This is a genomic window from Streptomyces sp. NPDC005151, from assembly GCF_053599875.1.
Genome location: NZ_JBSFYR010000009.1, coordinates 65,597 through 78,581 on the forward strand (window position 1 = coordinate 65,597; position 12,985 = coordinate 78,581).

At 68.4% G+C, this 12,985-nt stretch carries 14 protein-coding genes; 8 read left to right on the forward strand and 6 right to left on the reverse strand.

The window, feature by feature from the left end:
• The first annotated feature begins 637 nt into the window (after positions 1 to 637).
• Positions 638 to 1,210: a transposase gene (locus ACWD6R_RS07780; RefSeq protein WP_451817877.1), complete on the forward strand. Its 573-nt coding sequence runs from the start codon at positions 638 to 640 to the stop codon at positions 1,208 to 1,210.
• Between the two features lie 73 nt (positions 1,211 to 1,283).
• Here ACWD6R_RS07780 and ACWD6R_RS07785 read toward each other — a convergent pair whose 3' ends face one another.
• The 6 genes from ACWD6R_RS07785 to ACWD6R_RS07810 are packed head-to-tail and all read right to left on the reverse strand — an operon-like array spanning position 1,284 to position 6,811.
• On the reverse strand, positions 1,284 to 2,513 hold the full coding sequence (locus ACWD6R_RS07785) for a cytochrome P450 family protein (protein WP_451817878.1): 1,230 nt from the start codon (positions 2,511 to 2,513) through the stop codon (positions 1,284 to 1,286).
• 58 nt (positions 2,514 to 2,571) lie between these two features.
• Positions 2,572 to 3,846, reverse strand: a complete 1,275-nt coding sequence (locus ACWD6R_RS07790; protein ID WP_451817879.1) for a cytochrome P450 — start codon at positions 3,844 to 3,846, stop codon at positions 2,572 to 2,574.
• A complete protein-coding gene (locus ACWD6R_RS07795; protein ID WP_451817880.1) occupies positions 3,843 to 4,451 on the reverse strand; it encodes a GTP-binding protein in 609 nt (202 codons plus the stop codon). The genes ACWD6R_RS07790 and ACWD6R_RS07795 overlap by 4 nt, the downstream gene beginning before the upstream one ends.
• Positions 4,429 to 4,794, reverse strand: a complete 366-nt coding sequence (locus ACWD6R_RS07800) for a DUF742 domain-containing protein (protein ID WP_451817881.1) — start codon at positions 4,792 to 4,794, stop codon at positions 4,429 to 4,431. Before ACWD6R_RS07800 ends, ACWD6R_RS07795 begins: the two co-directional genes overlap by 23 nt.
• The gene (locus ACWD6R_RS07805) at positions 4,791 to 5,198 is read right to left on the reverse strand and encodes a roadblock/LC7 domain-containing protein (RefSeq protein ID WP_266744855.1); all 408 of its coding nucleotides are present in this window, start codon (positions 5,196 to 5,198) and stop codon (positions 4,791 to 4,793) included. The genes ACWD6R_RS07800 and ACWD6R_RS07805 overlap by 4 nt, the downstream gene beginning before the upstream one ends.
• A 2-nt stretch (positions 5,199 to 5,200) precedes the next feature.
• Positions 5,201 to 6,811 carry an ATP-binding protein gene (locus tag ACWD6R_RS07810; RefSeq protein ID WP_451817882.1) on the reverse strand — a complete coding sequence of 537 codons (1,611 nt, stop codon included), beginning with the start codon at positions 6,809 to 6,811 and terminating at the stop codon, positions 5,201 to 5,203.
• A gap of 436 nt (positions 6,812 to 7,247) precedes the next feature.
• Here ACWD6R_RS07810 and ACWD6R_RS07815 point away from each other — a divergent pair, with 436 nt between their 5' ends.
• From ACWD6R_RS07815 to ACWD6R_RS07845, 7 genes are all read left to right on the forward strand, one after another.
• Positions 7,248 to 7,460 (forward strand): hypothetical protein, encoded by a 213-nt coding sequence (locus ACWD6R_RS07815; RefSeq protein ID WP_451817883.1) that lies wholly within the window; start codon positions 7,248 to 7,250, stop codon positions 7,458 to 7,460.
• Between the two features lie 845 nt (positions 7,461 to 8,305).
• Entirely contained in the window at positions 8,306 to 8,980 is a 675-nt protein-coding gene (locus ACWD6R_RS07820) for a TMEM175 family protein (protein WP_451817884.1), read from the forward strand.
• A 59-nt stretch (positions 8,981 to 9,039) separates the two neighbouring features.
• Positions 9,040 to 9,327: a transposase gene (locus ACWD6R_RS07825; protein WP_451817885.1), complete on the forward strand. Its 288-nt coding sequence runs from the start codon at positions 9,040 to 9,042 to the stop codon at positions 9,325 to 9,327.
• 2 nt (positions 9,328 to 9,329) lie between these two features.
• Positions 9,330 to 9,581, forward strand: a complete 252-nt coding sequence (locus tag ACWD6R_RS07830; RefSeq protein WP_451817886.1) for a hypothetical protein — start codon at positions 9,330 to 9,332, stop codon at positions 9,579 to 9,581.
• 92 nt (positions 9,582 to 9,673) lie between these two features.
• Entirely contained in the window at positions 9,674 to 11,452 is a 1,779-nt protein-coding gene (locus tag ACWD6R_RS07835) for an aminotransferase class I/II-fold pyridoxal phosphate-dependent enzyme (RefSeq protein ID WP_451817887.1), read from the forward strand.
• Positions 11,449 to 12,252: a phosphatidate cytidylyltransferase gene (locus ACWD6R_RS07840; RefSeq protein ID WP_451817888.1), complete on the forward strand. Its 804-nt coding sequence runs from the start codon at positions 11,449 to 11,451 to the stop codon at positions 12,250 to 12,252. The genes ACWD6R_RS07835 and ACWD6R_RS07840 overlap by 4 nt, the downstream gene beginning before the upstream one ends.
• Positions 12,239 to 12,979: an RNase A-like domain-containing protein gene (locus ACWD6R_RS07845; protein WP_451817889.1), complete on the forward strand. Its 741-nt coding sequence runs from the start codon at positions 12,239 to 12,241 to the stop codon at positions 12,977 to 12,979. Before ACWD6R_RS07840 ends, ACWD6R_RS07845 begins: the two co-directional genes overlap by 14 nt.
• Positions 12,980 to 12,985: the final 6 nt, after the last annotated feature.

Here is a 12,985-nt window from a genome sequence, read left to right on the forward strand (position 1 = left end):
TTGCGGAGCCAACGAAGACGGTAATGGGGGGGCGGCGACACGACGGGTTCAGAGCGCCGGGATAAGCGACCGGACGGGCGAGGAAGTGAGGTGGGCTGACAGCGTGACCCTCGTGGATGCAGAGGATCTCGGGGAGTTCGCTGTGCGTCGCGCGAGCGAGTCGCACGCGGACGTACTGGCCCGGATCGACCCGGTCGCGGCGGAGGGCGATGACGGGCGGCACACGAGCATCCGGCGGTGGTGCAGGCAGGGCCTGGTGGCCATGGCTGGGGATGCGTCCGGGCCCCTGGGCTCCTGCGTGGTGGAATACACGTTCTTCGAGCAGGCCTTTGTCACGATGCTGATGGCGGCAGCGACCGCCCGTGGCCGAAGTGTGGGTGCGCGCCTGCTGGCGGCCCGAAGCTGTTCACCTCGACGAACGTGCCCAACCGGCCGATGCAGCGGCTGCTGCAGCGTGCGGGATGGAGCCCGGTCGGCCTGCTCCACTGCACGGCATCCAGGTCGCACGCCTGGAAGGTGGCGAGAGAGTGGGCCGGGGTTTTCCATCGTCCCTTCGCCCCGCCGTCCCTGGCCGACCAGACCACGCACTGGTTCGACCCGGGCAGGGCGCCGTCGCCGAGATGTCGGCGATCTGTACGTGCCCGTCCCCGCCGCACCCAGCGCGGCGATGCGCTCCGCCTTGGCGTTCGTCCCGCACGCTCGTGGTGAGGCCGCCTACGGGCAGGACGCGTTCACCGTCGACTGGGACAACCAGCACGTGACCTGCTCCAACGGCATCACCAGCAGGCAGTGGCACCAGCGCCGTTCGGAAGACGGACTGCCGACCATCCGAGTCCGGTTCTCCCCGGCTGACTGCCGCACCTGTCCCCAGTTGCGGCAGTGCGTCAACTCCCTGAAGGCCCAGCGCCGCGAGATCAACGTCAAGCCCCGCGACGAATACGAAGCACTTCAGCAGGCCCGGAAACTCCAGGCAACCGACGAGTGGAAGGACCGCTACGAGATCCGCGCCGGGGTCGAAGGGACCATCTCCCAAGCAGTGCAAGCCTGCGGCCTGCGCAGATACCGCTACCGCGGCCTGCCAAAGACCGGCCTCCAACACCAGCTCACCGGCGCCGCGGTCAACCTCATCCGCATCAACGCATTGCTCACCGGCACACCCCACGCACGCACCCGAACCAGCCCCCTTACAGTACTTCGCCCCGTCGCATAACGAGGGGCGAAGCAACCAGGCCCGAATTGACCAACAGTGTCAGGGCATGCTCCGCCGGGCCTCGCACACAGGGTCAGATACCGAGCTGAACGGGCAGAGTCGAGGAACTGTTCGAGAAGAGGGACGGCACCGCGATGAGGGCGTCCGGATCGACTGCCATCGCGAGATCCGGGTACCGCTCGAACACTGCGGGCAGGGCCAACGCGGCCTCCAGCCGCGCCAGCGGCGCGCCGAGGCAGAAGTGCGGGCCGTTGCTGAAGGCCAGGTGCTTGCGCTGTTTCCGGGTGATGTCGAACCGGTCGGCATCCTCGCCGTGCTGGGCCGTGTCACGCCCCACAGCGCTGAACGGAGCCATGATCGCCTCCCCCTTCGGGATGCGCACCCCGGCGATCTCGACGTCCTCAAGGGGATAGCGGAAGGGGAAGTTCCCAATCGGGGCGTCCCAGCGCAGCGTCTCCTCCACCACGTTCGCCCAGGTGTCCGCGTCGCCCCGTACGGCAATCTCCCGCTGGTCGGGATGGGTCAGCAGCGCGCGCACCGCATTGGTGATCAGGCTCAGGGTGGTCTCCTGCCCTGCCGACAGCATGAGCAGCAGAGTGCCGACCAGCTCCTCCTCGCTGAGCGCGTCGGGGTCCGCGGCACGGGCCGCGATCATCGCGCTGGTGAGGTCGCTTCCCGGCTCACGCCTGCGGCTTTCGACCACCCGCGCCAGCAGTTCGTACTGCTCGATCTGGCTGGCGCTGACCTCCTCGGGCAGCAGATCGGAGCGGAAGATGTTGTCCATCAGCTCCTGCAGGCGGGGACGCTCGTCGGCCGGAACACCGAACAGGTCGCAGATGACCTGCATGGGCACAGGGTGCGCGAAGTGACGGCGAAGGTCGACACTGCCGTCGGCGGCGGCATGCGAAGGCAGGTCATCCAGCAGGTCGTCCACGATCTGCTGGATACGGGGACGCAGTTCCTGGACGCGGCGCGGTGTGAAGGTCTGGGTGACGAGTTTGCGCAGGCGGCGGTGTTCCTGGCCGTCCGAGGTCACCATGTTGGTGACTTTCACCATGCCGATGAGGGGCCAGCCGTCCGAAATCTCGCCTCGGATGATGGCGTTCCAGTTGCGCCAGTCCTTGCTGAAGCGGGGGTCGGCGATCATCTCATTCAGCAGGGCGTGATCCGTCACGGACCAGGCCATCACGTCGCCGGGTAGCTGGACCCGCACCACGGGGCCGAGTTCACGGAGCTTGGCTGCCTCGCCGTGATGGTCCGTTCCATGAGGATCCAGAGCGATGACAGGTATATGTGGCGTCATGCCGAACTGCTCCTAATCTCAGGACCCGCCGTGCGCAGGTCCTGTCGGATACGAGGGTTCATCGACCCGTCCTGGTAGGGATACGGGCCGGTATACGGGCCGCGGAGAACTCCGCGGGCAGTGCGACCGGCACCCTCGTCCAGGGAGAGGGGCGCCAGGCCACCTCGTCCGCCGGAATGCCGAGTCTCATGTCCGGCAGCAGATGCAGAGCGGTCTGCACCGCGGTACGAGTGATCAGCCGAGCGGGCACCTGTGCGGGACACACATGCGGGCCGGCCGAAAAGGCCAGATGCGAGCGGTTTCCCCAGCGTTCGTCCGCACCGTCCGGCCGGACCTCGGGATCGTCGTTGGCGGCTGCGTGCCCGAGGATGAGGCAGTCGCCGCGCCGGATGTGCTGGCCTCCCAGCTCGGTGTCGTGAAGCGCGTACCGGGCGGGCATGTTGTTCATGGGGGGATCGCGCCACAGTGCCTCGTCGAGCGCGTCATCCACTCCGAGCCTCCCGCCGTGCAGGCGGGCGGCGAATCGCGGATCGGTGAGCATAAGCCGGAGCGTGTGCGAGATCCAGGCGGTGACCGTCTCATTTCCTGCGGAGATCATCACGACGATGGACTGCAGGCGCTCCGCCTCGTTGCGCAGGTTGGGGTGGTTGATGAAGACCGTCGTCATGTCGTCGGTCGGATTGCTCCGCCGCTCGCGCACCGTATCGAGCAGGATCTGCTCGAAGTTGCGGTTTCCGGCCTGGGAGTCCCCCGCGCTGCCGAACAGTGCGATGAGCGCGTCGAGCAGTTCCCGGCCCTCTTCGCTGTCCAGGCCGAACAACGAAGCGAGCGACAGCATCGGCACGATCGTGGCGTATTCGTTGACCAGATCAGCGCTGCCACGCTCGGAGAACGACGCGATCAGATCCGTGCACAACGCCTCCACCTCACGACGCACCCTGCGCTGGTCTATCCGCGCGATCCCGTCGTCGAGAGGCTTGCGCAGCCGCCGGTGTTCGGGGCCGTCGGCTCCGATGACGTTGGCACGCCATCCCATCATCGGGAGGAGCCCCGAATGCGGCGAGACGACCCCCTCGTTCAGGTCGCGCCAGTTACGGGCGTCGCGGGAGTAGAGCTGCTCCTGCCGGGTGATGACCAGCAGTTCCTGGTAGCCCATCACCAGCCAGGCAGGCACGCCCGGCTCCAGCTCGACCTTCGCGACGCTGCCCCACTCCTTGCGGAGCCTGCGGTAGACCGCATGCGGGTCGGACGAGCCGACGACTGCAGACAGCGGAAGCAGTTTGGTGCCGTGCCCTGCGTGCGACGGGCACCCCGGCGGCGGCAGAGTGCTCATGAGGCTGTCTCCAGGGTGCGCGCCGCATGGATGCCCGATACGTGTTCCACCAACCTGATCAGGGAATCGACCGATGAGGCGCGGTCGCGCGCGTCGCAGGTCACTATGGGTGTCTCGGGCAGCAGATCGAGCGCACCGCGCAGTTCCTCGTCGGTGTAGTGCTCGCTGTCCGGGAACTGATTGATCGCGACCGCGAACGGGAGCCCGCGGATCTCCAGTTGCTCCAGTACGTCGAAACTCTCCTCCAGCCTGCGGGTATCGATCAGCACGAGCACACCGAGGGCGCCCTCGGCCAGCCCTTCCCACAGATCCCAGAACCGCTGTTGGCCAGGCGTACCGAACAGATAGAGGACCAGTCGCGAGCTGAGCGTGACACGGCCGAAGTCCATGGCGACGGTGGTGGTCGTCTTGTCGCTCAGACCGGCCAGTTCGTCGACCCCCACGCTCGCCGTCGTCATCACCTCCTCGGTGCGCAGCGGTTCGATCTCGCTGACGGATCCGACGAGCGTGGTCTTGCCTACGCCGAACGCGCCCACGACGAGGATCTTGACGGCCTGCTGCACCGTGTCGGGCAAGTAGCGGTCAGCGGAACCGACGGAGACCATCCAGTACCTCCTGTAGCAGTTGCTTATCGGGCAGGGCGGCCCGTGGAACACCGGAGCGTGCGGACAGATGCCCGCTGTCGACGAGGTCGGACGCCAGCACCTTCACCAGGCTGACCGGCAGTCCGAGATGAGCGGCGGCCTCCACGAGGGACAGCAGCTGCGCGCACATGCGCACGAGGGTGATCTCTTCCCTGGTCGCGGAGACAGGGAGGGCCCGTGGGGGGTCCACCGCCACGAGGAGCGTCTCGACGCCGATCGTGTTACGGGTTGGCCGGGAGCGCCCCTTCGTGATCACGTACGGGCGTAACGCACCGTCCGTGAACCCCTCTCCCGGCCCGCTCACGCGGAGCCCTGGCGCGGCGGGCTGCTGAGATTGCTCGCCCCGATCTTCATCACCTGCGCCTGCATCTGCCGGGCGACGAGCTTCGGGTCGATCACGGGGCCCGTCACGACGGCGAGGTGTGCTCCGTCGGCACTGCGCATAAACAGGAATCCGCCGTTGAACTCCACCATCTGCTGGTGCACGGCGCCGCCGTCCTCGCCGTACTCCCGTCCGAGACCGCGGCCGAGGGACTGAAGACCCGCGCAGCTCGCCGACAACCGGTCGGCGGAGTCGCGGTCCATGCCCTCCGAGTTGGCCAACAGCAGACCGTCGGAACTGAAGACGATCGCCAGCCGTACGCCGGGCACTGCGGCGACTTCGGAGATCATCCAGCCACGCTGCTCCGGGTTCTCCACGTAATTCATGCTCACATCTGTCCTTCCGAGGAATCGGGGGTGGCGGAGGAGTCGTGCGGGGGGTCGTGCGGGTCGTGACCGGGAGCGGAGCCGGATGCGGGGGGCGTGGTCCGGCCGCCTTCGAAGAACTGCTCCATCCAGTCGCCGGCGTTCTCCGGCGAACCCGGCGGAGTGACAGCGATCGGCGCCTCCTCCACCGCGGGGACGTATCCGTCACGTCGAGACCTGCGCTGGGGCAACCGGTGGTGACGTGCGGCCGGACCATCGGTGGCAGGCGGGAGCGAACCGGACCGGTCCGCCTCCCGGGGCGGCTCGGGCGACGGGGCGGGTTCGGCCGCCGGAGCCGGGGCCTGCGCAGGAACGGTGCGGTCGGGGGCGGCCGGGGTGACGTCGGCGGAGGGCGCGGCCGGTGATGGTGACGGCGGAGCCGGCGGCGGCGTGGAATGCACCCGCCCGCCGGGCGCTCCGGCGGGCGCGAGGGTCTTCAGGAGCTCCAGCGGCACGAGGATCACCGCGCGGACACCTCCGTACGGCGACGGACCCAGATCGACGCTGAGACCGTGCCGGTGGGCGAAGCGGCCGACGACCGCGAAGCCGGTCTGCGGGATCTCGCCGACATCACCGACGCCGAGAAGGCGGCGGCCCGAGACGATGTCACGTGCTTCGGCCAGCCGGTGCTCGTCCAGGCCGAGGCCGCCATCGTCCACCTCGATGACCGCACCACGCTGCACGGTCCGCACCGTGACGGGCACGCCGGTCCTCGGCGGTGAGTACTCGGTCGCGTTGGCGAGGAGCTCCGCGATGAGATGGATCAGTGGTTCGACCACCGATGCGGTGATGCCGACATCCGGGTCACCGGTCACCTCGACACGCTTGAACGAGACGATCCGGCCCGAGGCGGCCCGCACCACATCGACCAGCGCCAGCGGCTTCTGCCACTGCTGGCCGGGCCACTCCCCGCACAAAACCTTGAGACTCTGGGCGTGTCGCGCCTGCTGAGTTGCCGCATGGTCCACATGCATGGTGGCCTCGAGCAGGTCTGCGTCGCCCGGGTGACGCTCCGCCACACCCGTGACCGTCGCCTGAATCCGGTGTGCGGAGGTCTGGACTCTGCTCGCCAGCTCGACCAACGCGATGCGCTGCGACTCCTCGCGGTTGTCGATCGCATCGGACACATCTGTGAGCAGCCGGTCGAAGCGCTTGGAGAGCTCCTGAACGAGTGGCTCCGAACTGTCCCGCGATGCGGGAATCCCGCTCCTGCCGAGAGCGGCAGGTAGCCGCTCCTCCAGGAGGAACTCCGCCTCCTGGAGCGCCGCTTCGGACTGCTTGCGTACGTATGCGTGCCAGTCAGCATCACGGCGTGCGGCCTCCGCCTCACGCTCACGTATCTCGGCACCCAGGCGGATGGCTTCGGCCACGCTCGCCCGGTGCTGCCTGCACAGGTGGACGAGGCAGGCGAAGACCAGCAGAAAAGCCACAACGTATGCCACGGTCGCGGTCACGCCGACGCCTGCGATGGGCACCACGGCTCCTGAGAAGGCAAGGAGTGTGAGTACGAAAGACGTCGTCCAAAGGCCAATGCCCCTAAGGGGTTTGACAGTGGACGCGGGGGAACGAGCCATGGAAAACCTTTGATTCGGCAATAAGTCGATGTCTGGTGGAAGCCAGGCGTCGGACATCAAGCGACGTGCGGTGGGGGAGGACCGGGCGGGCGGCAGCACAGGAGTCCGCGAACCCGGGCGACCTGTCGGCATCGCCCCGGTTCGTCGTCGTCTTCACGGGAGGAACCACTCCTGCACCAGAGGTTGTCTGAAGATCGTATCTCCAATCCGCTTAAGCGGAAGTGCTCTCCGGGCGTGAACAGCCGTGGCTCCCCTTACCACTTGGGCGCGCTGCGCCACAGCTCACGCCTTGCAGAGCGGAAATCAGGGCTTCGGCATGGTCACCTGGCATCCGGTTCATGACGAAGTGTCAGGTATGTTTGTCCCGGGAGCAAGAGCAGGCACAGGCTTCCGAGATCATGGATTTCTCGACGCCCCGTGACCTCGATGGAAGACCGTGCGTGCCGACGCATCAACGCCGATCCCGTCCGCCCTTGACCAACTGCGCGAGCAGCCCAAGGCCGAGACCGGCGAGGTTTCCGGCATGCTGAAGCGGCTGGCCGCGGTGCTCGATCCGCGCGGTGTGCGGCACGCCTTGGTCGTCGTTCTCGCGCTGACCGCGTGCTCACCGAGGGCGGCGCCCTCGACTTCATCGACCCATGGGACATGACCGATCTGCCCATGAGTCCCCTGGCCCGATACGCGGCGCTGCGCGGGCTCTCCGCCGATCTGGAGGACCAGGCCCGCGCGGACGGAATCACAGTCCGCCAGTAAGCAGGTCGCCGGCCGCTGGTACGAGCCGGACTACGGTGCGCCGTCGCCGGACCCCACCCGCCTGGTCGCTCTGGACGACCGCGAGCAGGCACTGCGCTGGATCAAGGCGGAGAGCGACAACTGGCTGGCGGCCTTCCGCGAGGCCGCCGAGGTCGGCGAGCACGCCAGGGTCACCGAGGTCGCGGAAGCGATGCACTGGTTCTCCGACCACTGGGTGTCGTGGGGCCGCTGGAGCGAGATCTACCAACGCGCCGCCGAGGCCGGTGCGTCACTGGGCGACGCCGTACTGGAAGCCACCCACCGTAACTACCTCGCATGGGCCTATTGGATGTGCGAACGCCGTCATGACGAGGCGGTCACCGCCGCAACGTGCGCGCTCGGCCTCGCCAGGGCCTACGGCAACCTCGCCCGCCGTAGGAGCGGCGGGTGGTGCTTCGTCGGCGGCCGGACCGCTGCCGACGGCGGTGGCAATGTGACAGGGTTGCCACGTGCCCGAGTCACCGCACGATCGCCGCCGAGCGGACGCGGACCGTACGGCAGGCGACCGGACCGAGCACTTCCCCTACGTCACCGCCATCGAACTGAGCACCGGGCGGGCCTGCATCGGAGGCAACGCAGTGCACGGCGCTTCGCGCGGCGGGCAGTGGCTGCGCTTATATGGGGTCAGCCGTCCGGCGGGCGTTGACCCACCGGCCCGAACGACCCCGTCGCCCCCGCGACCCAACGATCCGAGGAACCGCAATGTTTCAACACCGCGTTCCGGCCCGGCGGTTCTCCCGTTCGGAGACGGCCCGTGCCGAGGCCTTCAGCGATGGCGTCTTCGCGATCGCGGTCACCATCCTGGTGCTCGGCCTGGCCGCCCCCGCGCACCGGCCCGGCCAGCTCGCGCACGCTCTTGTGTCGCAATGGCCCGCTTACGTCGGCTACTTCGCGTCCTTCAGCTATGTCGCCGTTATCTGGCTCAACCATCACCAGGCCTTCGTGCGGATCCGCAGCATGGACCGGGGTCTGCACGCGGCCAATTTCTTTGTGCTGTTCACCACGGCGGCGCTCGCCTTCCCCACAGGCGTGGTCGCCGATGCGCTGCGGTCCGACGTCTCCGGCGCGGATGCGCGGGTGGCGGTCGTCCTTTACGCGTCCCTTGCATCGGTGATGTGTCTGAGCTGGGTAGTCCTCTATCACCACCTCGGCCGCCACCCCGAGCTTATGGACCCGGAGGTCGAGCCCACTTATGTGCCGCATGGCCGCCTCCGTTCCTGGGCCGGAGCGCTGGCCTACGCCGTCGCCGGAGTGCTGGGCGGCCTGATCTCCCCGCTGATCGCACTGGGCGTCTTCATCGTTCTGCCCGCCTTCTACTTCGTTTCCAGCGAAGGGCTGTCGGTAGGGCGGGGCCCCGCCGTCGATACGGGGGCGTGACCGCTAGTGTCCCTCCCCTCGTAGCGTGAAGACCATGACTGCAGGGGAAGTTGGGAGTCATGGCGGAGAAGCGACGGAAGTTCGAGCCGGAGTTCCGTGAGGGGGCTGTACGGATCGTGACGGAGACTGGCAAGCCGATCGCCGAGGCCGCGAAGGACCTGGGGATCAACGAGACCACGCTGGCCAGCTGGGTGTCCCGGGCCCGCCGGGCCGGGACCACGCCGGCCGGTGCCGGTGACGAGCTGGAGCGGCTGCGGCGGGAGAACGCCCAGCTCAAGCGGGACAACAAGGAACTGGCCATGGAGCGTGATGTCCTCAAACGCTGCATGGTCCTGTGGGTGAAGTAGCCGTGGCCGACCCGTCCCAAGCGGTCGGGGTCATCGGCGACTTCAGGACCGTGCACGGCATTCCGCACCGTGTCTCATGCCACGCCCTGGGCGTGAGCGAGTCGTGGTTCTACAAGCACCGCACCCGCAAGCCCACCGCGCGGCGGACGCGCCACCTGCGGCTGGTGGCGGCGGTCAAGGAGGAGTTCGCCACCTGCGGTGATTACCGCAGCCATCCTCTGTGGACGGAGCGCACAGGGGACGACCACGCCTGAGTACGCGTACTCAGGTCGATTGTGTCAATCGGCCCTGGCGTGGTCGATCTACGTTTCCCATGATTCAATCCCCTGAATCTAAAGAGGCGTTCATGGTTTGTGACCTGCAGCTGCGCACTGCCACCCCAGAGGATCTTGAGTGGATCCACGAACTGCGTCACAGGGTGTACGCGCAGGAGTTGGGCCAGCATGTGCCTGATCCGTCCGGGCGGCTTCGCGACGGGCTGGACGGTGACAACGTCTACCTGGTCGCGGCGCGAGGCGCGGCCCGAATCGGCTTTGTCAGCCTGACTCCACCCTGGTTGGGGCGGTATGGGCTGGAGAAGTACCTGATCCGTGACGAGCTGCCGCTGCTGGCCGACGACGACCTGTTCGAAGTGCGCGTCCTCACCGTTGAGCCGAGCTGGCGAGCCACCGCGGCGGCACCGCTGCTGATGTACGCGGCGCTGCGCTGGATCGCCGTCCGGGGCGGCCGCCGCGTGGTGGCGATGGGGCGTAGCGAACTGCTCGACATGTACCTGGCCGCCGGCCTGCGCCCGGTCGGCCGTACTGTTCACAGCGGTGCGGTGACGTTCGAGGTGCTGACCGGCAGCGTTACCGAGCTGACGAGGCTCGCGATGGACCGGTACGGCACCACGCTGGAGCGTCTGCGGTCCGCAGTGGACTGGCGGCTGGACGTGGCGTTCGCACCCCGGCCGGACGGCTGCGAACATGGCGGCGCCTCGTTCACCGCCATCGGCACTGACTTCCGTAACCTGCACCGGCGCCAACGCATCGTCGCGGCCGACGTATTGGACGCCTGGTTCCCGCCGGCCCCGGGGGTGCGGGCGGCGCTCGCGGAAGACCCGGCCTGGGCCGCCCGGACCTCTCCGCCGACCGGCGCCGAAGGCCTGCTGGCGGAAATCGCCACGGTCCGGGCGCTGCCGACGGAGACGCTCGCGGTCGGCGCCGGTTCATCCGACTTGATCTTCAGGGCGTTCGGTCAGTGGCTGACCCCGGAGAGCAGAGTGCTTCTGATGGACCCGGGCTACGGCGAGTACGCCCACGTCACGGAGAAGGTGATCGGATGCCGGGTGGACCGGTTCCGGCTGCGCCGCGAGGACGGCTGGCGGATCGATCCGGACCGGCTGTCCGACGCCGTCAGGTCTGGCGGCTACGACCTCGTGGTGGTGGTCAACCCGAACAACCCGACCGGACGCCACGCACCGGTCGCGGAGCTGCGCTCGCTGATCGCCGCCGCGCCTGCCCGCACCCGCTGGTGGATCGACGAGGCGTACCTGGGCTATGTCGGCCTGACCGAGTCGCTCGCCGACCTCGCCGCGACGGACCCGCGGGTGGTCGTCTGCAGCTCGCTGTCCAAGATGTATGCGCTGTCCGGTATGCGGGCCGCGTACCTGGTCGCCGAGCCGGCTACCGCGGCGCTGCTACGCCGATGGACTCCGCCCTGGCCGGTGAGTCTCCCGGCACAGCTGGCCGCAGTCGCTGCCCTGCGCGACCCGGCGTACTACAACGACCGCTGGCTCCGTACCCACGCACTGCGGCAACAACTGGCCGCCGAACTGGCCAGGTTGGACGAGAACGTGATCGTCGAAGAAGCCGTGGCGAACTTCCTCACCGTGACCCTGCCGACCGGCGGGCCGAGTGCCGCGCAAGTGGTGAACGAGTGCCGTCGCCACGACGTATATCTGCGCGATCTGTCCCCGCTGTCGTCGCGGTACCAGGGGCGCAGCGTGCGTATCGCGGTCAAGGACACGGCCGAGAACGCCCGCATTGTGGCCGCCTTCCATGCCTCCCTGGACGGGCTGCGCCCGGATCCGGCCTCGCTCGTTCCGACACCTCGGTCCGTTCTCGCTGCCGGATCCGCTCTGTGATCGCTGTGGCCTCTCTGGCGCCCTTCCTCGGCGGGGCGCTGGTGCTGAGCGGCATCGCGGTGGCGGTATCCCGGCGCCGTGAGCTGCTGATCCGGTGGTGCGCCTGGGCGGTCGGAGTGCCACTGGTCGTCGGTGCGTTCTGGTGGGGCCGCCCAGGCGCCGCAGCCGTCGCCATCGCAGCTGGGGTGATTGCGGTGATGGAGTTCGGTGGGCTGATGCGGTTGGGCTGGCCAGACCGGGTAGTGCTGGCCGCAGCGGTGGTAAGCGTGGTGCTGGCCGCCTGGTTGGCGCCAGGGCAGGCGCTTCGAGTGGTTGCCATCGGCGCGCTCGCGGTGGCCGCGGTGCCGCTCCTGGCCGGCGACACTGATCATGGACTGCGCCGGCTCGGCGCCGGCCTGCTCGGGCTGGCCTGGCTGAGCGTGACGGCCGCGCTGGTGACGCTCGGTGCGGGCGCGCTCGTACTCTTCGCAGCGGTCTCGATCGCCGACATCGTGGCGTACTTCGCCGGTCCAGCGCTGGGCGGGCCGCGGCTGTCACCTCTGTCAGCGGCCAAACGGTGGAGCGGCACCATTGCCGGGGCCGCAGCCGGCCTCGGCGTGCTTGCCGCGCTGTCCGTGCTGAGCTGGCCGATGGCGGTTGCGCTGGCGGTCGGCGGTCCGGCCGGCGACCTTCTCGAGTCCATGGTCAAAAGAGGCGCACAGACGAAGGACGCAGGCCATTGGCTGCCCGGCTCCGGCGGCCTGCTGGACCGGATCGACTCGCTGCTCATCGCGCTGGCAGTCCTGCTTGTCCTGCGCTGACCCCCGCCTGGAGGCACTGAAGGAGCCGCTGGACGAGGCGTACCTGAGCACCCCCGAGTTCGAGGCTGGTGTCGCCCGTGCGCACGGCTTCGGCGCGCGGGCCCTGGAGGAGTTCAAGGACTCGCAGGTCTGGCTGAAGGTCGACTCGAACGGCAACTACGACCTGAACCTCGCCGCCAACGAGTACATGGCGGACGGCCATACCCTGGACAAGCACGTCGGCAAGACGGACGAGCAGCTCGCGCAGCGCCTGCGCGACCAGCAGTCGAACGGACCGACCCAGGCCTGGCCGTGCGGCAGGCCGATGCCCAACAGCTCTTCGGCCTTCCCGAACTACCAGCGGGCGGAGGAGCAGACCGAGTACAACCTCAACAAGAACGAGGCCGCCATCGAGGCGTGCATCAAGGGCCCGCCGCCGGACGAGGGGAGGGTCGAGAAGTTCCAGTCGACCACGCCGAACGGCGAGACCTCCGGCCGCAGTGTGAGCAAGCAGCCGGTGGACCCGAACGACCCGATGTCCGGGTACAAACAGGGGGGATCTGACGCCAAGGCGTACGACGTGAACGGCATCGAGACGTGCCTCAAGTACGACAGCAGTCGCAATCCGCCGTTCACGGTCAGGGTGAGGCAGCCGCAGCCCCGGCGTGACGCCCGGGCTCCGGGCCTGGCCGGAGCCGTGGTGACGACGTTGCCCGGGACGCTGAAGCGTCCCGGGCAACGTGCGTGAGGGGTG